Raw genomic sequence first — 23754 nt, 5'->3', positions numbered from 1 at the left:
CCGACGACGAGCACCGGGCCCATGGCGGGCACCGTCGGGACCGAGGCAGCCGGAAGCATGGGGCTGACGATAGTCGCGTGCGAGCGGGCAGGGCAAATCGCGATGGGTCCGAGGGCAGGCGGTCACACCGCGCCGGCGACGAGTCCGGCCAGGGTGCGCCGACGTTCCCGGGCGACGGCGACACCGGTGCCGATGACGGCGAGCACCGCCCAGATCCCGAGGCCGACCGCCGATGCGAGGACGGCGTGCAACGAGCCGCCCATGAGCGCGTCGCCGCCCTGCAGCGCGATGCTCAGGGGAAGCAGCGCGACGGTCGGATCGTGGATGCCCGCGACCAGCGTGCCCGACGCGACCAGCTGGAGCCCGAGGGCGACGGCCGAGAACACGAGCCCGACGCGGCCGAGCAGGGCGACCAGCGCCTGGTGCACGAGCGCGAACGCGATGGCGGCGGCCAGGATCAGACCGAAGGCGACGAGCAGTCGTTCCGGGGCCGCCCCCAGCAACGCCATCGCGAGCCACACGAGGACGGCCTGCACGGTCCCGACGCCGATCGCCACCAGCGCCCCGTCGATGGCGATCCGTGCGGGCGAGCGGGACGTGGACACCTGCGAACGCGAGAACGGCGCGATGACGGTGAACGTCGCCATCGCTCCCAGCCACAGCGAGATCGGCACGACCGCCGCGAGCGTGGCGGCGAGCGCACTGGGTGGACCCGCGACCATGTCGATGCTCGAGGTGATCGGCTGCGCGACCACGGAGGCGATGTCCTTCTGCTGGTCGTCGCTGTAGTCAGGGACGGACGCGGCGATCTCGTCTGTGCCCGTGGCGACCTCGTCCGTCGCGGCGCCGAGCTGGACGAGGCCCGTTGCGAGGGCGCTGATCCCCTCGGCGAGTCCGACGGAACCGGCTGCGGCCTCATCGGTGAGCGCCGCGAGCGTCGTCAAGCCCTGGGCGACCGGCCCGCTGATCACCGCGATGCCCTCCGCACCGACCGCGATCACGGCGGCGTCGGCCGCGTCGGCGGCGAGGGCACGCGACTGTCCGGCGATGTCCTCTTCCACGACGGCGGCGCCTTGCCGGAGCGCCGCGATCTCATCCAGGAAATCTCCGGCCGGTGCCGTCGGGTCGGCCCGCACGGCGTCTTCGAGGTCGCCGAGTGCGTCGACGCCGAGGCTCTGCGCGACGGCGAGTTCCGCGAGCTCGAACGAGGACGCCGCAAGCGACTCGGCCAGGGATGCCGACGCCGCCGCGCCGTCCGCGCTCAGCGTGCCGAGGTCCGTCGCGCCCTGCGGAAGCACCTCGATGACGCGGTCGATTTCGGCGATGCCGTCTGCGAGGAGCTGCGCATCCGCCGCGAGCTCTTCGGCGCCGGCCGTCGCCGCGTCGGTTCCCTCCTGAAGCCCCGCCACCCCGGTCGCCAGTTCGGACAGTCCGTCGTGCAGCTCCGCGAAGGCCGCCAGCGTTCCGGCGACGTACTCCTGGGTGAGCTCCTGCGACACGTCCGCGGGAAGGCCGACGGCGACCGCCTCGGCCACCACACCCCCGACGTACCCGTGCTCGGTGCTGGTCTGCACGGCCAGCGTCGATACCGAGGGGTCGTCGGTCGAGATGCTGGAGACTGTCTTGGAGAAATCGGCAGGGATCGTCACGACCGCTTGGAAGGTGCCGTCGGCGAGGCCCGCGGAGGCGGTGTCGGCATCCGTGAGCGTCCACGCGATGTCGTCGTCGGAAGTCACGAGGTTCTGGGTCAGGAGCTTTCCGGCGGCGACGGTCGAGTCGGCATCCTGGATCGGCACGTCCAGGTTCACGATCGCGGCGGGGACCGCGTCGCCTCCCGACTTCGGCGCGAGCGCGAGGACGACGAGCATCGGCGCGATCACGGCAAGCGAGATCACGATGATCAGCGGCCAGCGTGCGCGGCCCACGGCGGGCGCGGACGCGAGAGGCCAGAACCGGCTCATGCGAACACCTCCGCTTCCGCCGCAGGACCCGCGGCGACGGCGACGACCGTGCGGTCGGTGACAGGGCACGGCGCGTCGGTGGCGAGGACGAGCGTCGCGGCGTGCGGTGCGCGGGCCACGACCACCGACAGCAGCGCGGCCGCCGGCTCCCGTCCGGTGAGGTCGATCGCGACGAGTGGTCGCTCGCCCGCGAGCGCGGCTGCGACATCGAGCGCCCACCGGCCACCGTCGTCGAGGTGCGACACCGGCGTATGGGGTGCGATATCCGGAGCGTCGCCGGGACGCAGGGTGTCCATGAGCCGATCGAAAGTCTCCGCGGCCGCGGCCTCGCGCTCGTCGCGCATCGGTCCCGCGGTGGTGCGCCCCCGGAGGCGTTCCTCCACCGTCTCCCCCGCGGGCGCATCGGCAACAGCCGGCACGTACGCGCTCTGGCGGGCGATCGCTGCGCGGTCGAAGGGAACGATCCTGTCGAACACACGCAGATCCCCCTCGGTGACCGCGGCACGGCCTGCGACGGCCGCGACGACGGCACCGGCACCTCGCCCTCCGATCAGAAGCAGATCGCGTCCCCGTGCGGCGAACGTCACCGGCTCGCTGTCGCCGACCCGCAGAGCATCGGCATGCACCCCGCCGCGTTCCCCGGCTTCGGCCCATTCGCGTTGGCGCAGCATGCGCTGGACCTCCTCGCCTTCGATGTCCGCGTTCGGCAGGAGTCGCTCGAGCCAGGCCGGCAACCACCAAGCCTTGTCACCGAGCAGCATCATCACCGCCGGAACGAGGGTCATCCGCACGACGAAGGCGTCGATGAGGACGCCGACGCCGAGAGCGAGTGCGATGGGCTGGATGATCGCAGATCCGCCCGGCACGAAGGAGAAGAAAACGGAGAACATGATGAGCGCGGCCGCGGTGACCACCCGCGCCGAAGCGGTGAACCCCCGCAGCACGGACGCCGCGGCGTCGCGCGTCTCGGAGAAATGCTCGCGCATCCGGGACACCAGGAACACGTGGTAGTCCATCGCGAGTCCGAACAGAACCGCCATGACGAGGATCGGCATGAAACTCACGACCGGACCGACCTTGACCACCCCGACCAGGTCCGCGCCGACACCGTGCTCGAACACGAGGGTGGCCAGCCCCAGTGATGCGCCGACGGTGAGAAGGTAACCCACCGTCGCCGACACCGGGACCGCGACGGACCGGAACATGATCGTCAGGAGCACGATGCACAGCCCGACCACGACGAGGGCGAAGGGCGGGAGCGCGGCGCCGAGCCGATCGGAGATGTCGATCGCGAGCGCGGTCTGGCCTGTCACGTCGTATGTGAAGCCGTTCGCCGCTTCGAACGCCGGCGCCATCGCCCGCAGCTCGCTGACCAGAGCGGCGGTCTTCTGGTCGGCGGGCGCGCTGTCGGGAATGATGGTGAGCACCGCCAGGTCGAGGGCTTCGTTGGGGACGGCCTGGGTGGTCGATGCGACGTCGGGAACCGTGGCGAACTCGTCGTCGAGCGCCGACAGCGCCCCCTCCACGTCCAGCGTCTCCGAGATGTCGGCCGTGATCACGAGAGGCCCGTTGAAGCCGGGCCCGAATCCACTGTCGAGCATGTCGTACGCCGTCCGCGCCGTGGTCCCCTCCGGATCGTAGCCGGCGTCGGGCAGGGTGAGTCGCAGCCCCATGGCGGGCAGGGCCAGGGCGATCAGCGCGGCGAAGACCACGACGATGGTGACCACCGGTGATGCGGTCACCGCGCGCCCCCAGAACGCCGGGCGCGGCGCCGCCGCCGGCTGATCCCGGGCATCTTCCGCCGCAGCCCCGTCCGAAGGTTCGTCGGATCCCTCATCCTCCGCGGCCTCGGCGTTCTCCTCCGCGGCCGCCTGGTCCGCCTGCGACCCGTCCGGGTCCTTGTCGTCGCCCCGGGCTTCGCTCTCGTGGTCGGCGGCGCGTCCGCGTCCCCGACCGCGCCGCGGACGCAGCAATCGGCCCAGGACAGCGAGGATCGCGGGCAACAACGTGACGGCGACGGCGAGGGCGCACAGGACCGCGGCGGCCGCGCCGACACCCATCACGGTGAGGAACGGGATACCGGCCACCGCGAGACCCAGCAAAGCGATCATGACGGTCAGGCCGGCGAACACGACCGCTGTACCGGCGGTCGAGATGGCCACCGCGACCGACTCCCGTACGGCCATTCCCGCGGCCAGCTGCGTGCGATGTCGGGAGGTGATGAGCAGCGAGTAGTCGATGCCGACGGCAAGGCCGAGCATGGTCGCCAGGAGCGGCGCCGTCGACGACACCGGCGCGAAGGCGGCGACGATCAGAATGGAGCTCGAGGCGACACCGACGCCCACCAGCGCGGTGATCAGCGGCACGCCCGCGGCGATGACCGAGAGGAAGGTGATCGCCAGGACGACGAAGGCGATCCCGAGCCCGACCACCTCGGTCCAGTCGACGCCCGAGGAGGCAGTCGACGGAAGGCCCGAGTAGGCGACGTCGAGCCCCGCATCGACGACCGGCTTCATCGCCGACTCGATGCTGTCTTCGAGCGTGTCCGTGATCGCGGCCGACGCGACGGTGAGGTCGGCGGTGATGTAGACCATCGAGCCGTCGTCGGAGATCTGCGCGGGATTTCCGGACGACGCCGGCGTCTGCCCGGACGCGGTCATCGCGTACGGGCATTCCACCACAGCGACGTCATCGAGGGCGGCGACGTCTTCGCAGGCGGTGACGATGAGATCCTGGTCGGTCGAGATGCCGGACCCGTCCGACGTCGCCACCACGATGCGGGTACTCGCGCCGCTCAGCTGCGGGAAGCGCTGTTCGAGGGTGTCCAAAGCGTTCTGGGACTCTGTGCCAGGGATCTCGAACGAGCTCTGCAGCTGTCCGCCCAGGGCATTGGACAACGCTCCGCCGCCGACGGCGAGGATCAGCCAGAAGGCGATCACCCACCACCGGCGGCGAGCAGAGAAGCGACCGACTCGGTACAGGAACGATGACATCGGCAGCCTCTCGGGGTTTCCTCAGTCGCGGATGGCCGCGCCGTGACGCTCTTGGGCCACCGCGACACCGGCGAGTTTCGCCGACGTCGCCTCCGCCGCGGTGAGGGTCCGGTCCGCCGCGCGGAAGCGCAACGCGAACGTCAGGCTCTTCGCGCCCTCCGCGATACCCGATCCGCGGTAGTCGTCCACCAGATGCAGGTCTTCGAGGAGGTCTCCGGCGCCCTCGCGCAGTGCTGCGGCGAGATCGGCGGCCGGCACGTCCGCCGTGACCACCAGCGATACGTCCTGCGTCGCCGCGGGGTAGGTCGAGAGCGATCCGGCGACCACGCGGTCCCCCGCGAGTTCGAGAATGCGGTCGAGATCGAGCTCGGCGACCACGACGCGACCCGGCAGGTCGGCCGCGTCGGCGACCTCCGGGAGCAGCTCGCCGACGTATCCGACCGCCTCGCCGCGCACGCGCAGGGAGCCGGTACGCCCCGGATGCAGCGCAGCGCGCACATCCTGCGTCACATCGACGTCGACGCCCGCGGCGAGGGCGATCGTCCGGACGGCGTCGAGCGCATCGGCGACATCGGCGGCACGCGCTGGCTCACCCGGTTGTTTCGCCACGAGCGACCCGGTCAGCAGGACGGCGACATGGCGTCGCTGGGGTGGGATGGCATCGTCCAGCTCCGCCAGGGTGGCCGCGGACGGGCGCACGGCCGGCGGCGGGACGTGCGCGGTGCCGTAGGAGACCCCCGCGCGGGGCAGGAAGACGACGCCGGTCTCGTACAGAGCCAGATCGGTCAGGCCCCGCGAGACGTTGCGATGAGCCACCTGGATCAGGCCCGGCACGAGCGAGCGGCGCAGGAACGGGGCCTGACCGTCGAGCGGGTTCGCGAGCTTGATGCTCGGCACGTGCTCGCCATCCGCCGAGCCGTGCAGGTCGTTCTGCATGTCGGTCGTGAACGGGAAGGAGGGCGTCTCGATGTAGCCCGCGGCCGCGAGGGCGTTCGCCACGCGGCGACGCCCACGCTGCGCCGCGGTCAGGCCACGGCCGGAGGGCGGGGTCGGCAGCTGCGAGGGGATGCGGTCGTATCCGGTGATCCGAGCCACCTCCTCGGCGAGTGACCATCGGTCGGTGAGGTCGGGGCGCCAGGTCGGCGCGACGACCGTCCAGCCGTGATCGGTCGGGGTCACCGAGCACCCGATCATCTCGAGCGAGGACACGATCTCGTCGTCGGCATAGGCGACGCCGACGAGACCGCCGACGAAGGCGCTCGGGAGGTCGATGGAGGCGGGGGTGATGTCGGCGCCGAAGACGCCTCCGACGCGTTCGTCCGTGCCCCCGGCCAGCTCGACCATGAGATCGACCACCCGCTGCGCGGCGACGGCCGGCAGCGCCGGATCCACGCCTCGCTCGAAGCGGCGCGAGGCTTCGCTCGGGAGCTTGTGGCGGCGGGCGGTACGGGCGATCGTGATCGGTTCGAACACGGCCGCTTCGACGAGCACGTTGCGCGTCGACGCCCCCATCTCCGTGGTGCCGCCACCCATGACGCCGGCGAGCCCGATCGGGCCCGATCCGTCGGTGATCAACAGGTCCTCGGCGTGGAGGTCGCGGACCTTCCCGTCCAGGGTCTCCAGCTTCTCCCCTGCCGTTGCGCGACGGACGACGATGCCGCCGCTGAGCGCGTCGAGATCGTAGCCGTGAATCGGCGTCCCCAGCTCGAGCATCACGTAGTTCGTGATGTCGATGAGGATCCCGAGCGACCGGATGCCGGCGAGGGTGAGGCGCGCGACCATCCACGACGGGGTGGGTTTGGTCGGATCGAGGTCTCGCACGACGCGGGCGACGAACGCCGTCGCGCCGACGCGGCCACGCACCGGCGCCTGGTCGTCGACGGTCACGGCGAACTCGTGGCGCTCGATGCGTACGTCGGCGCCGTCGCGCTCGGCCGGGTCGCGGAACGTCGCCCCGGTGGCGTGGGAGTACTCGCGCGCCACACCGCGCAGCGACAGCGCGTAGCCGCGGTCCGGCGTCACGTTGATCTCGACGGCGACATCGTCCAGGCCCAACAGGCCGATGGCGTCGGTGCCGGCCGGCGCGTCGATGCCGATCTCCACGAGGCGCAGGATGCCGTCGCTCTCCTCGCCGAGGCCGAGTTCCTTGGCCGACGCGATCATGCCGTCGGACACGTGGCCGTAGGTCTTGCGCGCGGCGATCGGGAACGGCCCGGGCAGGACCGACCCCGGGAGGGTCACGACGACCTTGTCGCCGGCGAAGAAGTTGCCGGCGCCGCAGACGATCCCGCGCACGTCGTCGCCGACGTCGACCTGGCACCAGCGGATCGTCTTGCCGTTCTTCTGCGGCTCCTCGACGAATTCGAGGACCTCTCCGACGACGATCGGACCGGACAGCTCGAACCGGTGCACGTCCTCCTCTTCGAATCCGACCGAGACCAACGCCGCGAGGACCTCCTCGGGCGTGGAATCGATCGGGACGTCGACGTACTCACGCAGCCATGACAGGGGGACGCGCATCAGACCACCATTCCGAACTGCTCGCTGAAGCGCACATCGCCCTCGGCCATGTCGCGCATGTCCTTGACGTCGCTGCGGAACATCAACGTCCGCTCGAAGCCCATGCCGAACGCGAACCCGGAGTACTCTTCGGGGTCGATCCCCGCCGCGCGCAGCACGTTGGGGTTGACCATGCCGCATCCGCCCCATTCGATCCACCGGGCACCGCCCTTGAAGGTGGGGTGCCACAGGTCGAACTCCGCCGACGGCTCGGTGAAGGGGAAGTAGTTGGCTCGCATCCGGGTCTTGGCCTCGTCGCCGAACAGGACGCGCGCGACGTGGTCGAGGGTGCCCTTCAGATGGGCCATCGTGATCCCCCGGTCGATGACCAGGCCCTCGAACTGCGAGAAGACCGGCAAGTGTGTCGCGTCGAACTCGTCGGCACGGTAGACCCGACCGGGCGAGAGGACGTAGATCGGGATGTCGCGCTCGAGCATCGAGCGCATCTGCACGGGGCTGGTGTGCGTGCGCATCACCAGGTGCCGCTGGACCGGGTCGACGTAGAACGAATCCTGCATCTGGCGCGACGGATGGTCGGGGGCGATGTTGAGCGCATCGAAGTTGAACCACTCGTGCTCGAGCTCAGGGCCCTCGGCGATCTCCCACCCCATCCCGACGAAGATGTCGGAGATCTCCTCCTGCAGGAGGGTGAGGGGATGACGAGCCCCGGTGCGCGCACGGTGCGCGAGCGCGGTGATGTCGATGCGCTCGGCCTCCAGCCGCGCGGCCGTCTCCGCTGCGGCGACCGCCTGCTCACGCGCCGCGAGAGCCTGCGCGACGCGGCCGCGGGCCTGGCCGACGAGCTTGCCGAACTCGGCCTTCTTCTCCTTGGGCACATCGCGCATCCGCGCGTTCAGGCGCGCCAGCGGCGAGCCGTCACCCGCGTGGGCCGCGCGTGCGGCCCTCAGGACGGCGGAGTCGGATGCCTCGGCGATGGCGGACAACGCGGCGTTGACCGCGGTCTCCACCGCCTCGGGGGTGATCTCGGGGGAAGCCTCGTCGGACACGAGAGACGAGTCTACCGATGTGCGGCGCTGCGCCCGGTCGGATCAGCGCTGTCGAGACGCCGCGGCCTTCGCGTTCGCCTGAGCGAGAAGAAGCGCCTGGTCCGGATCCTCCGGCGCGGCCCCGCCCTTCTTCCCTCTTCCCCCACCCGAGGCCGTGCGGCGGGACAGCCAGCGCGCGAACCACGAGAGGGAGAGGTTGATCGCCAGGTACAGCCCCAGGGTCACGACGAACAGCGAGAACATGTACCGGTTGCCGTAGAAGCTGCCGAGGTTGTTCATCGTCGTCCGGATGAGCTCGTTGTAGCCCACGATGTACCCGAGCGAGGTGTCCTTCAGAAGGACCACGAGCTGGGCGACGATGATGGGGAGCATCTGGCGGAAGGCCTGCGGGAACTCCACCAGGATCTTCGACTGGAAGTAGCGCATCCCCACGCTCAGAGCCGCCTCACGCTGCCCTCGGGGCAGGGCCGCGAGCCCGGCACGGAGGGCTTCTCCGATCAACGTGCCGTTGTAGATGATGAGGGCGATCACCACCGCCCAGAAGGCCCCGGTGGAAGCCACGAGGAGGATGAAGAGCATCATGAGCAGCACCGGCATCCCGCGGAAGAACTCCAGCAGCCACGCCGTGGGCACCCGGATCCAGGCCTGCTCGGAGCTGCGGAGGAGTGAGAACACCACTCCGAGGGCGACCGCGCCCACAGCCGCCACCGCTGCGGCCTGGAGCGTCGCGAGCACACCTCGTCCGATGAACTGCCACACCTCCGGGTCGGAGAAGATGTCCCACCGGCTGCCGTCGAACATCCCGGGCAGGGTGATGCCGCCGGACTGGCGGGGAGCCGCGAGAATCAGGTACACCCAGACGGCGAGCGCGATCAGCAGCACCGCCGCGACGATCGACACGATCAGGGAGTTCCGACGGGCCTTGGGCCCGGGGGCATCGAAGAGGACGCTCGAACCGCTCATCGCGCCACCACCCATCGCTTCTCGAGACGGCCGGCGGCGAACCCCAGCGGAACGGTGATGACGAGGTAGAGGGCGGCCGCGACGAGGAGGATCTGGATCACCAGGTTCCCGTTGTCGTTCGCGAGCTGGCGGGTCGTCGCGAAGAGCTCGACGACGAAGAACCCTCCCGCGACGGACGTGTTCTTCGTCAGGGCGATGAACACGTTGATCAGCGGCGGTACGGTCATCCGGAACGCCTGCGGGAGAACCACGAGCGAGACGGTCTGGCGGAAGCCCAACCCGATGCTGCGGGCGGCCTCGGCCTGCCCGACGGGGACACCGTTGATACCGGAGCGCAGTGCCTCGGCCACGAACGGCGACGTGTAGTAGGTCAGCGCGACGAACGCCAGAAGCAGGTAAGGAGCTCGAACGCCGAGCATCGGCATCACGAACGCGGTGAAGAAGAACACGAGGGTCAGCGGGGTGTTGCGGGCGATCTCGGTCCACGCCGCCGCGAAGCCGCGCAGCACCGGCACGGGCGAGATCCGCATCGCCGCGATCGCCGTTCCCAGGATGAGGGCGAGCACACCCGAGACCACGAGCAGCAGCAGCGTGACGCGGAATCCTTCCCAGAATTCGGGCATCAACGACCAGAGCTGGTCCATCGGTCCTCCTGTCGTTCCGAAGAGGTGAGGGGTGCCCCGCAGGCGAGTGCGGCGCACCCCTCACCGGTGTCAATAGCGGTCGGGTGCCGGCGGCTCGACGTACGGGAGCACGGTGCCCGCGGTGTCGTTCCACGCCTGCTCATAGCTGCCGTCGGCGTAGGACTCCTCGAGGACGTCGTTGATCCACATCCGGAAGTCGGTGTCGTCCAGCGCAAGCCCGATGCCGTAGGGCTCGTCGGTGAACGGCTCGCCCACGACCTTGAACTCGCCCTCGTTCTGCGCGGCGAGGCCGGCGAGGATCACGTTGTCGGTCGAGACCGCGACGACCTGGCCGTTGCGCAGCGGCTCGAGGCAGTTCGAGTACGTGTCGGTCAGCACCGGCTCGGCACCGATCTCCTCGAGCATGGCCGCCGGTGTGGATCCGGTCACCGAGCACACGGGCTGACCGACGAGGTCGTCCTCGCTGGCGATGTCATCATTGTCGGCGAGGACGAGGATCGACTGACCGGCCATGTAGTACGGCCCGGCGAAGGAGACGACCTCCTTGCGGGCATCGTTGATCGTGTAGGTGGCGATCACGATGTCGACCTGGCCGTTCTCGATGAAGGGCTCGCGGTTGGCCGACACCGTCTCGACCCACTCGATGTTCTCTTCGGAGATCCCCAGCTGTGCGGCGATGATCTTGCCGATCTCGACGTCGAAGCCCTCGGGATCACCGCTCGGACCGACCAGGCCGAACAACGGCTGGTCGAACTTCGTGCCGATCGTGATGCTGCCGGCCTCGTTCAAGGCCGCCATCGTGGTGCCTTCGTCGAAGGTGACCTCTTCGGCGGGCTCGACCGCCGCGTCGTCACCGGAGGTGTCGTCCCCTCCGCCACAGGCGGTCAGCGCCAGGGCGCCGGCCGCGGCCAGCGCGATGAGAGGGAGTCTCGCTCGCTTCATGTCTCGTCCTTTGCTGTGTGCGGTCGCCGAAGCGACCTCTTCTCGATTCCCGTCGCGCGACGCGCGGCGGTCCTTTCAGTGCTCGAGGATCTTGGACAGGAAGTCCTTCGCCCTCTCGCTCTGCGGGTTCGTGAAGAACTGCTCGGGTGCGGCTTCTTCGACGATGGCTCCGTCGGCCATGAACAGCACGCGGTCTGCGGCCTTGCGTGCGAATCCCATCTCGTGGGTGACGACGATCATGGTCATGCCCTCTTGCGCGAGCCCCACCATGACATCCAGGACCTCGTTGATCATCTCGGGGTCCAGTGCGCTGGTGGGCTCGTCGAGGAGGATGAGCTTCGGATTCATGGCGAGCGAGCGGGCGATCGCGACGCGCTGCTGCTGACCTCCGGAGAGCTGGCTCGGCATCTTCGCCGCCTGATTGGCCACCCCCACGCGGTCGAGCAACTCCATCGCCTTCTGCTCGGCGTCCTTTTTCTTCAGCCCGCGTACCCGCATCGGGCCGAGGGTGACGTTCTCGAGGACGGTCTTGTGGGCGAAGAGGTTGAAGGATTGGAAGACCATCCCGACGTCGGCGCGCAGCTTCGCCAAGGCACGTCCCTCTTCCGGAAGCGGCACGCCGTCGATGGTGATGGTTCCGGAGTCGATGGTCTCCAGACGGTTGACCGCTCGGCAGAGTGTCGACTTCCCCGAGCCGGAGGGTCCGATCACGACCACGACCTCGCCGCGGCTGACGACGGTGTTGATGTCTCGGAGGACGTGGAGGTCGCCGAAGTGCTTGTCGACGTGCTCGATGACGACGAGCGGTTCACCCCGTCGCACATTGATGTTCGACGTACGGGCCGCCGGCGAGGCATCGGATGTCGTCATGGCCTGAACATAGCCCCGCCGGCGAACCCGTTCCAGGGGTTGTGCGCGACCTTAACCGAGCTGTAATCGAGCGCAGCTGGTCAGATGGATCAGCTCGAGCGCTGCGCGAAGGCCGTTTCGTAGAGGCACACGCTGGCAGCGGTGGCCAGATTGAGCGATTCCGCCCGGCCGTAGATCGGCAGGCGGAGCGACAGGTCCACGAGCGAGACCGCATCCTCGTCGAGCCCGCGCGCCTCGTTTCCGAACACCCACGCGGTCGGGTCCGCGAGGAGCCCGCGCCCGGCGAGGAAGTCCTGACCGCCGACGTCGGCGGCCACGACCCGCACGCCTGCACCGCGCGCCAGATCGACGACATCCTCGAGCCTCGCCCCCACCGCGATGGGAAGGTGGAACAACGATCCCGTGGTGGATCGGACGACCTTCGGGTGGTACGGATCGACCGTATCCCCGGTGAGGATGACCGCATCGGCGCCGACGGCATCGGCTGCGCGGATGATGGTGCCCAGGTTCCCCGGATCACGGACCTGTTCGCACACCGCCACCAGTCGGGGTGCTGTCGAGAAGACCTCCTCGATGGAGACCGGGGCCTGGCGTGCGACGGCGACGATCCCCTGCGGCGTCACCGTGTCGGCCATGGCGTCGAGCACGGCATCGGTGGTGAGGATCGGCTCGACCTCGGCCGTCGACGCGGCATCACGGATATCGGCGTGTTTGTCCAGCGCGGCGGCCGTCGCGAACAGCTCCACGAGCGTGCGCGGTTGGTGGGCGAGAGCCTCGCGGGCCGCCTGCGGGCCCTCGAGCAGGTAGAGCCCGGTCTGCTTGCGAGCGCTCCGCTTTGTGAGTTTCGCCACGGCGCGCACGCGTGGCGACCGGGGGTTCTCGAGCACGCCACCAGTCTAGGCCCGTGGACCTGCCCATCCCGGACCGGTCAGGTCCGCTGTCCCGGGCAGATGTCGGAGAATCGCGTCGATGTCGGAGCAAACACGGCCCGTCCTCCGACATCGGGCCGATTCTCCGACATCGCGCTCTCCGCTCGCGGATCGGCATCCGGCCACCGGTCGCGTCGTGGGATGCCGAAGGGGCGCCCTCCCGGAGGAGGGCGCCCCTTCGTGAGAGGTGCTTACGCCGTCTTCTTGGCGTTGACGTTCTCGGGGAGCGCCTTCTTGGCGGTCTCGACGAGCGACGCGAACGCGTTCGGCTCGTTGACGGCCAGCTCGGCCAGCATGCGGCGGTCGACCTGGACACCCGCGAGGCCGAGGCCCTGCATGAAACGGTTGTAGGTCATGCCGTGCTGACGGCTCGCGGCGTTGATGCGCTGGATCCACAGACGACGGAAGTCGCCCTTGCGCTTGCGGCGGTCGCGGTAGGCGTAGACGAGCGAGTGGGTGACCTGCTCCTTCGCCTTGCGGTACAGACGCGAACGCTGACCCCGGTAACCGGAGGCGCGCTCGAGGATGACGCGACGCTTCTTGTGGGCGTTGACGGCCCGCTTGACTCTAGCCATTGTGTTTCGTTCCTATTCGTGCTCGGACCGCGTCAGCGGCCGAGGAGCTTCTTGGCGCCCTTGGTGTCGGCCTTGGAGAGCACCTGGTCCTGGTTCAGACGGCGGGTGCGGCGGCTCGACTTGCCCTCGAGGTTGTGGCGCATACCGGCCTGCTGCTTCTTGAGCTTGCCGCTGCCGGTGATCTTGAAGCGCTTCTTGGCACCCGAGTGGGTCTTCTGCTTCGGCATGTTTCTTCCTTCGGTGTCACTTCCCGCCCGGGCGGGAATGGGGGTCCCGCCGCAGCGGGAGTCTGTGGGCGTCAGTTCGCCGGGGCGGTGTCGTTCTCACCGCCGGCGCGCGACGCACGCGAGGCTTCCTTGTTCGCCGCACGCTGGGCGTTCTGCTCGGCCTTCGCCTCCGACTTGTTCTTGTGCGGGGCGACCACCATGGTCATGTTGCGACCGTCCTGCGTCGGGTTGACCTCGACGGTGCCGAACTCGGCCACGTCTTCCGCGAACTTGCGGAGAAGGCGCACCCCCTGCTCGGGACGCGACTGCTCACGGCCGCGGAACAGGATCATCGCCTTGACCTTGTCGCCCGCCTGCAGGAAGCCCTCGGCGCGCTTGAGCTTGGTGATGTAATCGTGCGCCTCGATCTTCAGGCGGAAACGGACCTCTTTGAGGACCGTGTTGGCCTGATTGCGACGCGCTTCCTTGGCCTTCTGGGCAGCCTCGTACTTGAACTTGCCGTAGTCCATGATCTTGACCACGGGAGGCTTGGAGTTGGGCGCGACCTCGACCAGGTCGAGATCCGCCTCTTGAGCCAGACGCTGCGCAACCTCGATGCGGACGACGCCGACCTGCTCGCCGTTGGGTCCGACGAGACGGACCTCGGGCACGCGGATGCGCTCGTTGGTGCGGGGATCGCTGATGCGGAACTCCTCTTCGTGCGGGTGGTGGCCACCGCGACACGGTGTGTCGCGGGCGGAAGAGTCCCCATTCCACCCGACGCGGTACCTCGGCACCGGCATCGTGCACCCTGCTCCCGGCGGACAGACCTCTCGCGGGAATCGACCCCGACGAGGTCTCGCCGGGGCGGAGTGCGTGGACCCGGTAGCCTGGAGCGGCAAGCGCGGGTGGGATGTGATCCTCTTTCGTTTCAGAGCACTCGGCCCTGAAGCCCGCTGAAGTCTACCAGAAAGCACCACGTGTCCACGATTCCCCCCGGCCACGGCCACACCGACGACGAACGCCATGCCCGATGGGCCGAACAGGAGGCGGCCGCGGGGGCGGCCACGCGGGACATCGCGGATGTTCCCGCAGTCGAGGTGATCACCACCGCCGCGGTCCATCTCATGAGCGCGGCGGCGGTCAAGGTGGGCCTCGCCGACGACCCCGACACGCAGCGGGATCTGGACGAGGCACGCAAACTCATCAACGCGCTGGCGGGCCTGATCACCGCCGGCGCTCCCGAGATCAGCGATATGCACGCGCGCTCTCTGCGCGACGGCCTCCGGTCGGTGCAGCTCGCCTTCCGCGAAGCCTCGGCGATTCCGGACCCGATCGGCAAAGGGCCGGGCGAGAAGTGGACCGGCCCGGTCAGCTGAGCGGATCAGCGCGCACGAGCTTGACGGCGAGGGAATCGACGAGCACCGCCACGCGGTCGTCGGTCGCCCACCGTTTCGCCAGACGCGCGAGAACGGCATCGAGCTGCGCCTGGTCGAGGCCGGCGGCCAGATGGAGACGGACGATCAGTTCCGGTCCACGCCCGCGCGCCTGCGGATCACCGGCCTCGAGCGCCACATCGATGACGGCGAGCTCTCCCCCGACGCTCTCGTGCAGGCCGGCCGCGACCTCGGGCGACCGATGGCTCGGCTCCCACTTCTGTCCTTGGGCGACCGCCCACACGGCCGGGCGACGCAGGACGAACTCGGTCTCGGAGCCGGGATCCACCACGATGAAGTCGGTGTCGTCGGCCGATGCCGCCAACGCGGTCCGGATGCCGTCGGCTGGGACGGGACGGGCCTGCGGGTCCCATGCCCGCATCGTGTCGACAGAGGTGAAGACCGGCAGGACGTGTCGACCGTCCGGCGAAGCCACGGTGACGATCGAAAGCTCTTGCGTCTTGTCGACGGGGAGACCGTGCGCCCCGAGCGTGTCGTCGTCGCCCTCTCCCTTGGTGGCGATCAGCGGGATCAGCAGCCGGGCGCGCCGGTAGGCGTCGACCACGTCGACCTCGTCGCCCTCGCCGCAGCGGAAAGCGTGGAGCGCACGGGACAGCGCCGGATCCGCGGCGCCGTCGTCGCCGGCGTGCGCGTTGTGGGAGAAGCTGCGCCCCTCCCAGGGGACCCCGGCCGAATCGGCGGCGCCCCGAGCGATCGGGTGGTCAGCGTCCGGCGACATCCAGCGCCTCGGCGAGGGTGAAGTTCCCCGCATAGAGGGCCTTGCCGACGATCGCCCCCTCGACCCCGAGGGGTACGAGCTCGCGAAGCGCGGCGATGTCGTCCAGGCTGGAGATACCGCCGGATGCGACAACCGGCTTGGGCGTCCGGGCGACCATCTCGCGAAGGAGGTCGGTGTTCGGCCCCTGGAGCGTGCCGTCCTTGGTCACATCCGTGACCACGTACCGACTGCATCCGGCGTGCTCGAGCCGGTCCAGGACCGTCCACAGGTCGCCGCCGTCGCGGGTCCACCCGCGCGCGGCCAGCGTCGTGCCGCGCACGTCGAGTCCGACGGCGATCAGGTCGCCGTAGCGCCCGATGACATCCGCCGCCCACTCGGGGTTCTCCAGCGCCGCCGTGCCGAGGTTCACCCGGGAGGCACCGCTTTCGAGGGCCGCTTCGAGCGAGGCGTCATCCCGGATCCCGCCGGAGAGCTCGACCTGGACTCCGCGTACCGACTTGATGACCTTGCGCATCACCCCCGCGTTGCTGCCGCGACCGAAGGCCGCGTCGAGGTCGACGAGGTGTATCCACTGTGCGCCCTGTCGTGCCCAGTCCATCGCGGCGTCGACGGGATCACCGTAGCTCGTCTCCGACCCGGCCTCCCCCTGAGTGAGTCGGACCGCCTTCCCCCCGGCGACGTCGACCGCGGGAAGCAGAATCAGCTGGGGGGTTGATGCGAAATCGTTCATGGCTCCTCGTGCGTCTCGGCCGGATCCGGGGCGTCCGGGCGCAGGCACGGATTCAGAGGTTAGTCTGCGGGAGCCCGTCGATCCAATTGGCCAGAAGGCGGATACCCGCCTCCCCCGATTTCTCCGGGTGGAACTGCGTTGCGGAGAGCGGACCGTTCTCCACCGCCGCGAGGAACGGCACACCGTGCTCGCTCCACGTCAGAACAGGCTCAGCGAAGGGGCGCTGCGCGTCCATCGTCCACGTCTGGGCCGCATAGGAGTGCACGAAGTAGAACCGCTCATCTTCAAGACCGCGGAACAGGCGGCTGCCTTCACCCGCTTGCACCGTATTCCATCCCATGTGGGGCAGAACCGGCGCGTCGAGCTCGGTCACCGCGCCCGGCCACTCGCCCAGCCCGGGGGTGTCGGCTCCGCGCTCGACGCCGTGCTCGAAGAGGACCTGCATCCCGACGCAGATGCCCAGGACGGGTCGGCCACCGGCCAACCGCCTCCCGATGAGCTCGTCGCCCCGCTGCTCGCGCAGCGCCGTCACTACGGCATCGAACGCACCCACGCCCGGCACGACGAGACCATCGGCGTCCAGCACCAGGGAACGGTCTCGGGTGAGGCGCGCATCCGCCCCGGCCGCGATGAGGGCTTTGACCGCGGAGTGGACGTTTCCCGAACCGTAGTCGAGGACCGCGACCAGCGGCGCACCGGTCACAGCGCACCCTTGGTGCTCGGTACGCCCTCCACCAGCGGATCGAGGGACTTCGCCTGCCGGAACGCGCGCGCGAACGCCTTGTACTCGGCCTCGGCGATGTGGTGGGGATCGCGCCCCGCGAGCACGCGGACGTGGACCGTCAACGCCGCCTGGAAGCTCAGCGCCTCGAACGTGTGCCGCACGAGCGATCCGGTGAAGTGGCCGCCGATCAGGTGGTGCTCGAAGCCGACGGGCTCCCCGGTGTGCACGAGGTAGGGCCGGCCGCTGATGTCCACGACCGCCTGCGCCAGCGCCTCATCCAGCGGAACGAGAGCGTCGCCGTAACGGCTGATTCCTGCCTTGTCGCCCAGCGCCTCTCGGATCGCCTGTCCGAGAACGATTGCGACGTCTTCGACGGTGTGGTGCGCATCGATGTGCGTGTCGCCGGAGGCCCGCACGGTCAAATCGGTCAGCGAGTGCTTCGCGAATGCCGTGAGCATGTGGTCGTAGAACGGCACGGAGGTGTCGATGCTGCTGCGTCCGGTGCCGTCGAGGTCGAGCTGCAGCTCGACGGTCGACTCGCTGGTCGAGCGCGTGAGCGAGGCGGTGCGGGTCATGACGTCGATCCTAACGAGGCGAGGGCCTCCAGAAAGGCGGTGGTCTCCGCCTCCGTCCCCGCCGTGACGCGGAGGTGGTGCGGGATCCCCACGTCTCTGACGAGGATGCCCCGGTCGTAGAGCGCGCGGAAGGTCGCGGCGGGATCGTCGACCCCACCGAAGAGGACGAAGTTCGTCCACGACGGGTGCGGCTGGTAGCCGAGCGCCTCGAGAGTCGCGGAGATGCGGTCGCGTTGCGCGACGATCTCGTCGACCATGCCCAGCATCACCGGCGCGTGCCGGAGTGCCGCGGTGGCGGCCGCCTGCGTGAGCGCACTCAGGTGGTACGGAAGACGAACCAGGCGCAGTGCGTCGACGACCGCCGGGTCGGCCGCCAGGTATCCGACGCGCGCCCCGGCGAAGGCGAACGCCTTCGACATCGTGCGGGAGACGATCAGGCGCTCGCGCCCACCCAACAGCGTGATCGCAGAGGGCTCGTCATGCGGCGCGAACTCCTCGTACGCCTCATCCACGACGACGATGCCGCGACTCGCCTCGTAGACCGCCGCGATCACGTCGAGGGACATCGGGGTGCCCGTGGGGTTGTTCGGTGCGCAGAGGAACACGACGTCCGGATCGACATCGGCGACCTGCGCGGCGGCGGTTTCCGGCGAGAGCGTGAAGTCATCCTCACGGGCCCCCGCCACCCAGGTTGCCCCGGTCGCCCGCGTCAGCAGCGGGTACATGGAGTACGTCGGGCCGAACCCGAAGGCGGTCCGACCAGGCCCACCGAAGGCCTGGAGGACGTGCTGCAGCACCTCGTTGGAGCCGTTGGCCGCCCAGATCTGCTCCGGGGTGACACCCTCGCCGAGGTAGTCAGCGAATGCCTCCCGAAGCGCAGGGAATTCGCGATCGGGATACCGGTTGACATCGCGCAGAGCAAGAGCGATCGAGTCGAGAATGTCGCCGGCGACCTCATCCGGCACAGGGTGGGTGTTCTCGTTGACGTTCAACGCCACCGGCAGGGGCGCCTGCGGGGCACCATACGGTGTCATACCGCGGAGGTCATCACGGAGCGGGAGGTCGTCGAGGCGAGCAGTCACCTCTCCCATGGTACGGGCGCGGGGCCGATCGGTATCACCGCCCGTCGGCGGCGTACTGCGCCGGAATCGCCAGCTCCTGACCGGCGGACACCGATACTCCGTCGAGCGCGTTCAATCGGGCGATGTCGTCGATGACGTCGCGCGGGTCACTGGCCGGCGCCACTCGTTCGGCCACGGCCCACAGGGACTCGCCGGCACCCACGACGACCGTCGAGAAGGACGCGGGATCGGCGCCGACGTCGCGGGAGGCCAGCGCCGAACCCCCGCTCACGACCGCGGCCGCGACGAACGCCGACAGCGGAAGCGCCACGATCCCCGCGACGACACGACGACCGCGGGCGGTCAGGCGCAGACGGGTACGGGGCTGCGAGGTGATGGTGATCGCGGTCATCTCTACTCCTCCTCCTCGGGAAGAGGTTCGCACCGAGCCACTCGGCCGGGAGCAGCCGGTGCGAACCTCTCTTCCGAAGCTATCTTCGAGTCTCTATGCTGTCAAGGGGCCGAAACTCGCGTTCTCACTCGAACACGACACGCGGCGCCGTTGCGGGCCGCACACCGAACGGGCGGATACGGTTTCGATGAGCACACCTCACCACGGGCCTCCGACATTCGAAGGCCAGTGCCCCTCTCGACGGGAAGACGACGCGGGGCGACCAGACAGGAGTACGAGATGACAGAGCCGAACGCACGCGCACGCGCTCAGACCCGGCGCCGGCGCAGCCTGAGCGACAAGCAGCTCGCGATCCTCGAGGTCATCCAGCGGTCGATCGCCAAGCACGGGTATCCGCCGAGCATGCGAGAGATCGGCGACGCTGTGGGACTGAAGTCGCTGTCGAGCGTGACCCACCAGCTCAATCAGCTCGAGCTGAGCGGGTATCTGCGGCGCGACGCCGGCAAGACCCGCGCGATGGAGGTCCTGATCGACCTCCCCGGCGCGAGCACCGAGAACCCTGCCGACGCCGCACCCCCGGTCGGTGATGCCGCAATGGTCCCTCTGGTCGGACGAATCGCCGCCGGAGTGCCGATCACGGCGGACCAGCAGATCGACGAGGTGTTCCCTCTGCCCCGTCAGCTGGTCGGCAAGGGAGACCTGTTCATGTTGAAGGTCTCCGGCGAATCGATGATCGACGCCGCGATCTGCGACGGTGACTGGGTTGTGGTCCGTTCGCAGCAGACCGCCGAGAACGGCGACATCGTCGCGGCGATGCTGGACGGCGAGGCGACGGTGAAGACCTTCCGGCAGCGCGATGGCCATGTCTGGCTGCTCCCCCGCAACTCGGCCTTCGAGCCGATCCTCGGCGACGAGGCCGTGGTCCTGGGCAAGGTGGTCGCGGTGATGCGCGCGGTCTGATCGCTCACAGGCGTGCGCAGACCCCGGTCGACCCGACAGAATGGGCAGACCGACCCTAGGGAGCCTCGCCATGCCCACGACCGACATCGACGATCTCCGCGCCGAGATCGAACGCCTCCGAGCAGAGAACGCCGATCTCCGCTCGCACGCAGCCGTGCCGGACGTCGAACCGGCGGGCTCCGATCGCGTCGCACGGTCGGGCTGGTGGCGCGCGCTGATCTCAGCGGTGTGCATCGTCCTGGCGGGAATCCTCGTGCCCGTGTCGGTGGTCGGCACATGGGCGCGCGCGGAGCTGGTCAGCGAAGACGCCTTCGTGCAGACCTTCGGCCCCCTGGCCGATGACCCGGATGTACAGCAGCTCGTCATCGACCAGGCCTCGGCGGCCGTGAACGACGCGGTCGACGTGGCCGGCCTCACCAACGACGTGATCGACGGGGTGCAGAGCCTGGATCTCCCCCCGGCAGCCTCCTCGGCGCTGGACCTGCTCCGGCAGCCCGCGGTGCAGGGCGTGCAGGGCCTGATCGACTCCGCGATAACAGGTGTCGTGCAATCCGATGCCTTCCCCCAGGTGTGGCGCACCGCGCTCGTCGCCAGCCACCGCGCTCTGGTGGCCGCGGCCACCGGGGACGAGTCCACCGCCATCGCGATCGATGACACCGGCGCGCTCGGCATCCAGCTGGGGCCGATCATCGACGAGCTGAAGACGCAACTGGTCGACCAGGGCTTCGGGTTCGCGTCCTCGATCCCGACGATCAACCAGACGATCGTGATCGTGCAGGCCGACAGCCTGCTGCTGGTGGGAACGGTCTACAACATCGCCGTCACGGCCGGCTACTGGATTCCCTTCATCGCCCTCGGGCTCGCCGCGGTCGGGGTGCTCGTGGCCCGACGCCGCTCCACGGCTCTGCTCGGCGTCGGAGTGGCGATCACGGTCGGCGCGGGGCTTCTGGCCGTCGCCCTCACGAGCGCTGCGGCCGTGCTCAGCCTCAATGCACCTGCGCTCGGGATCCCTGCCCGCACCCTCGAGGCCATCTACTACACCGTCGTCGGCGCGATGCGCGACACCGCCGTCGTGCTCACGTTCCTCGGCGTGGTCGTCGCGGTCGCCGCGTGGCTGAGCGGACGCTGGGCGCCCGCTCGCCGCATCCGCGCGCTCACCGGATCCCTCACCGCGTCGGCCCGCGGCGGACTGCGTCGTCGCGGGCTCGACACCGGTGCGTTCGGCGACTGGATGCACCGGCAGCGCGTGCTGGTGCGGATCGTCATCCTTGTGCTCGCGGTGATCCTTCTGTTCGCACTGCGCCCGCTCACCTTCGGCGACATCGTTCTGGTCGTCGTGCTCGCACTCGCCGTGTGGCTCATCGCGTCTCTGCTCGAAAAGGACCCCTCCGGCGCCGACGAGCTCGCCGCTGCCGAGGCGTCCGATGAGGAGACCCCGATCGCCGTCGACGCCGACACGGTGATCGTCGAGGAGGGGGCCTCCCCGGCTGCGAAGTGACGGTCGAGGTCTCCCTCGGGCCGTCGTACGGTGGGAGGGTGACCTCAGTGCTCCCTTACGGCTCCTGGCCCTCGCCGATCACCGCCGCCGCGGCATCGTCGTCATCATCCCGCGTCGACGGCGCACGGTTCGTCGGTGATGACATCTGGTGGGGGGAACCCGTGCCCGCGCAGGCGGGACGCGTCGCCGTCCGACGTCGTGGCGTCGACGGGCAGTCGGAGGATGTCCTGCCCGAGCCCTGGAACGCACGCAGCGGCGTGCACGAGTACGGCGGTGGCGCCTGGACGGCGGCCGACGACGGCACCCTGTTCTTCGTCGAGAAGACCGATCAGCGCGTGTACGCCGCCGTGGCCGGCGCCGTCCGCCCCCTGACTGCGGCGGCGGGAGACGTGCGACACGGGGGGCTGGTCTGGCAGGACGGCGTCCTCCTCGCGGTCCGCGAAGATCACACCGCCGACAACCGCGTACCCGCCCGCGCGATCGTGCGGATCCCCACCGACGGATCGGCGGCGGACGACCCGACGCGGATCGCCACGATCGTGCGGGGCAGCGACTTCCTCGCGCAGCCGGCGCTCTCCCCGGACGGGAGCCGATTGGCGTGGGTCGCGTGGGACCATCCGCACATGCCCTGGGAGCGCGCCGAGGTGCGCGTCGGCCGAATCGACGCCGGCCGCGTGCGCACGTGGACGACGCCGGCCTCGGGCGAGCGCTCGGTCCTGCAGCCTCGCTGGCTCGATGACCGGACGCTCCTCTACGTCGACGATGCTTCCGGCCGATGGAACCTCATGAGGTGGACCGTCGGCGAGGAACCGCCCACCACGTCCTTCGCCCCCGCCGACGCCGACACGGGCGGCGGACTGTGGGTGCTCGGTGCGTCCTGGTACGGCATCGCCGGCGACCACGTCGTCGCCATCCGCACCGATGGAGCGGACCACGTCGTGTCGATCGACCAGGCGACGGGTGAGACGGTGCGCATCGACGTGCCCGCGATCGCCGGCACGGTCATCGAGGACACCCGGCGCGGCAGAGCGCTCATCTCGGGCGCGGAACCCACCGGAGGCATGGGGCTGTGGATCGTGCAGACCGCGGACGGTTCGAGCTCGGCCGTGCGGGAGAGCTCACTGCCCTGGGCGGACGTCTGGACACCCCGCGCAGAGCCGGTGAGCGTCGACGGCCCTTCCGGCCCCGTCCACGCCTTCGCCTACCCTCCCACCAACCCCGATGTCGTCGCGCCGGACGGTGAACGTCCCCCCTATGTCCTGTTGGTGCACGGCGGACCGACCGCGCACGTCGGACCGATCGCGTCCGCACGGACCGCCTACCTCACGAGCCGGGGCATCGGCGTGCTCGATGTCAACTACGGAGGATCGACAGGGTACGGTCGCGCGTACCGCGAACGCCTGCGCGGGCAGTGGGGCGTCGTGGACGTGCAGGATGTCATCGCCGCTGCGCACGGGCTCGCTGCAGAGGGGTCAGCGGATCCCGACCGCATCGCCATCGCCGGCGGCTCCGCGGGCGGGTGGACCGTGCTGGGTGCGCTCGTCGCGGGTGACGTGTTCCGAGCGGGGATCTCCCGCTACGGTGTCGGCGACGCCCGAGCCCTCGCCGAGGACACCCACGACTTCGAAGCACGGTATCTGGACGGACTGATCGGCCCGCTCCCGGAGGCGGAGGCGCTGTACATCGAGCGGTCTCCGCTCACATACGCCGAACGCTTCTCCGCGCCGCTGCTGCTCCTCCAGGGTTCCGAGGACGCGGTCGTCCCGCCCGCGCAGTCCGAGGCGATCCGCGATGCCCTGGCGGCTCGCGGCGTCCCCCACGCCTACGTGCTCTACGAGGGTGAGGGACACGGCTTCCGTCGCGCGGAGACGATCGTGCACGCGATGGAGTCGGAGTACGCGTTCCTGGGCGCCGTCTTCGGCTTCGACACACCCGGTGTGACGCCCCTGACCCTCCAGCGCTGAACGCGC

At 69.6% G+C, this 23754-nt stretch carries 22 protein-coding genes; 4 read left to right on the top strand and 18 right to left on the bottom strand.

Annotated elements, in window-relative coordinates:
* Positions 1-122: 122 nt before the first annotated feature.
* The 12 genes from RZO50_RS09945 to infC all read right to left on the bottom strand — a co-directional run bounded on the left by RZO50_RS09945 (position 123) and on the right by infC (position 14452).
* Positions 123-1961, bottom strand: a complete 1839-nt coding sequence (locus RZO50_RS09945; protein WP_322599547.1) for a hypothetical protein — start codon at positions 1959-1961, stop codon at positions 123-125.
* Positions 1958-4954, bottom strand: a complete 2997-nt coding sequence (locus tag RZO50_RS09940; protein WP_322599546.1) for an MMPL family transporter — start codon at positions 4952-4954, stop codon at positions 1958-1960. Before RZO50_RS09940 ends, RZO50_RS09945 begins: the two co-directional genes overlap by 4 nt.
* A gap of 21 nt (positions 4955-4975) precedes the next feature.
* Positions 4976-7474, bottom strand: coding sequence for a phenylalanine--tRNA ligase subunit beta (gene pheT, locus RZO50_RS09935; protein ID WP_322599545.1), 2499 nt, complete (start codon positions 7472-7474; stop codon positions 4976-4978).
* A complete protein-coding gene (gene pheS, locus RZO50_RS09930; protein ID WP_322599544.1) occupies positions 7474-8520 on the bottom strand; it encodes a phenylalanine--tRNA ligase subunit alpha in 1047 nt (348 codons plus the stop codon). Before pheS ends, pheT begins: the two co-directional genes overlap by 1 nt.
* A gap of 42 nt (positions 8521-8562) precedes the next feature.
* Positions 8563-9483, bottom strand: a complete 921-nt coding sequence (locus RZO50_RS09925; RefSeq protein ID WP_322599543.1) for an amino acid ABC transporter permease — start codon at positions 9481-9483, stop codon at positions 8563-8565.
* On the bottom strand, positions 9480-10127 hold the full coding sequence (locus RZO50_RS09920) for an amino acid ABC transporter permease (protein ID WP_322599542.1): 648 nt from the start codon (positions 10125-10127) through the stop codon (positions 9480-9482). The genes RZO50_RS09925 and RZO50_RS09920 overlap by 4 nt, the downstream gene beginning before the upstream one ends.
* Before the next feature lie 69 nt (positions 10128-10196).
* Positions 10197-11069: a glutamate ABC transporter substrate-binding protein gene (locus RZO50_RS09915; RefSeq protein ID WP_322599541.1), complete on the bottom strand. Its 873-nt coding sequence runs from the start codon at positions 11067-11069 to the stop codon at positions 10197-10199.
* Between the two features lie 75 nt (positions 11070-11144).
* Positions 11145-11939, bottom strand: a complete 795-nt coding sequence (locus RZO50_RS09910) for an amino acid ABC transporter ATP-binding protein (RefSeq protein WP_322599540.1) — start codon at positions 11937-11939, stop codon at positions 11145-11147.
* Positions 11940-12028: 89 nt separating this feature from the next.
* On the bottom strand, positions 12029-12826 hold the full coding sequence (locus RZO50_RS09905; RefSeq protein WP_322599539.1) for a TrmH family RNA methyltransferase: 798 nt from the start codon (positions 12824-12826) through the stop codon (positions 12029-12031).
* A 233-nt stretch (positions 12827-13059) separates the two neighbouring features.
* Positions 13060-13443, bottom strand: a complete 384-nt coding sequence (gene rplT, locus RZO50_RS09900) for a 50S ribosomal protein L20 (RefSeq protein WP_322599538.1) — start codon at positions 13441-13443, stop codon at positions 13060-13062.
* A gap of 32 nt (positions 13444-13475) precedes the next feature.
* Positions 13476-13670, bottom strand: a complete 195-nt coding sequence (gene rpmI, locus RZO50_RS09895) for a 50S ribosomal protein L35 (protein ID WP_194425229.1) — start codon at positions 13668-13670, stop codon at positions 13476-13478.
* Between the two features lie 71 nt (positions 13671-13741).
* A complete protein-coding gene (gene infC, locus RZO50_RS09890; RefSeq protein ID WP_322599537.1) occupies positions 13742-14452 on the bottom strand; it encodes a translation initiation factor IF-3 in 711 nt (236 codons plus the stop codon).
* Positions 14453-14629: 177 nt separating this feature from the next.
* On the opposite strand from infC, the gene RZO50_RS09885 reads away from it, so the two are divergent.
* On the top strand, positions 14630-15028 hold the full coding sequence (locus tag RZO50_RS09885) for a DUF1844 domain-containing protein (RefSeq protein ID WP_322599536.1): 399 nt from the start codon (positions 14630-14632) through the stop codon (positions 15026-15028).
* Here the strand turns inward: RZO50_RS09885 and RZO50_RS09880 are convergent.
* From RZO50_RS09880 to RZO50_RS09855, 6 genes are read right to left on the bottom strand one after another with little or no spacing between them, the layout of a single operon-like run.
* Entirely contained in the window at positions 15021-15824 is an 804-nt protein-coding gene (locus RZO50_RS09880) for an SseB family protein (RefSeq protein ID WP_322599535.1), read from the bottom strand. The two genes, RZO50_RS09885 and RZO50_RS09880, sit on opposite strands and share 8 nt — an antisense overlap.
* Complete coding sequence (priA, locus tag RZO50_RS09875; RefSeq protein WP_322599534.1) at positions 15808-16554, bottom strand: bifunctional 1-(5-phosphoribosyl)-5-((5-phosphoribosylamino)methylideneamino)imidazole-4-carboxamide isomerase/phosphoribosylanthranilate isomerase PriA; 747 nt, start codon at positions 16552-16554, stop codon at positions 15808-15810. The genes RZO50_RS09880 and priA overlap by 17 nt, the downstream gene beginning before the upstream one ends.
* A gap of 52 nt (positions 16555-16606) precedes the next feature.
* Positions 16607-17257: an imidazole glycerol phosphate synthase subunit HisH gene (hisH, locus tag RZO50_RS09870; protein ID WP_322599533.1), complete on the bottom strand. Its 651-nt coding sequence runs from the start codon at positions 17255-17257 to the stop codon at positions 16607-16609.
* Entirely contained in the window at positions 17254-17853 is a 600-nt protein-coding gene (gene hisB, locus RZO50_RS09865; RefSeq protein WP_416211586.1) for an imidazoleglycerol-phosphate dehydratase HisB, read from the bottom strand. The genes hisH and hisB overlap by 4 nt, the downstream gene beginning before the upstream one ends.
* The gene (locus RZO50_RS09860) at positions 17850-18944 is read right to left on the bottom strand and encodes a histidinol-phosphate transaminase (RefSeq protein ID WP_322599532.1); all 1095 of its coding nucleotides are present in this window, start codon (positions 18942-18944) and stop codon (positions 17850-17852) included. The genes hisB and RZO50_RS09860 overlap by 4 nt, the downstream gene beginning before the upstream one ends.
* 25 nt (positions 18945-18969) lie before the next feature.
* Positions 18970-19326 (bottom strand): LysM peptidoglycan-binding domain-containing protein, encoded by a 357-nt coding sequence (locus RZO50_RS09855; RefSeq protein ID WP_322599531.1) that lies wholly within the window; start codon positions 19324-19326, stop codon positions 18970-18972.
* 279 nt (positions 19327-19605) lie between these two features.
* On the opposite strand from RZO50_RS09855, the gene lexA reads away from it, so the two are divergent.
* The 3 genes from lexA (at position 19606) to RZO50_RS09840 (ending at position 23748) form a co-directional block, all read left to right on the top strand.
* Positions 19606-20286 (top strand): transcriptional repressor LexA, encoded by a 681-nt coding sequence (gene lexA / locus RZO50_RS09850; protein ID WP_322599530.1) that lies wholly within the window; start codon positions 19606-19608, stop codon positions 20284-20286.
* Between the two features lie 70 nt (positions 20287-20356).
* Positions 20357-21784 (top strand): hypothetical protein, encoded by a 1428-nt coding sequence (locus RZO50_RS09845; protein ID WP_322599529.1) that lies wholly within the window; start codon positions 20357-20359, stop codon positions 21782-21784.
* A gap of 38 nt (positions 21785-21822) precedes the next feature.
* Entirely contained in the window at positions 21823-23748 is a 1926-nt protein-coding gene (locus RZO50_RS09840) for a S9 family peptidase (RefSeq protein WP_322599528.1), read from the top strand.
* Positions 23749-23754 lie beyond the last annotated feature (6 nt).

Origin of the sequence: Microbacterium xanthum, from assembly GCF_034531355.1 — a bacterium.
In the GTDB taxonomy this organism is placed as follows: Bacteria; Actinomycetota; Actinomycetes; order Actinomycetales; family Microbacteriaceae; genus Microbacterium; species Microbacterium xanthum.
This window is presented reverse-complemented; position numbering and strand designations above follow the sequence as displayed.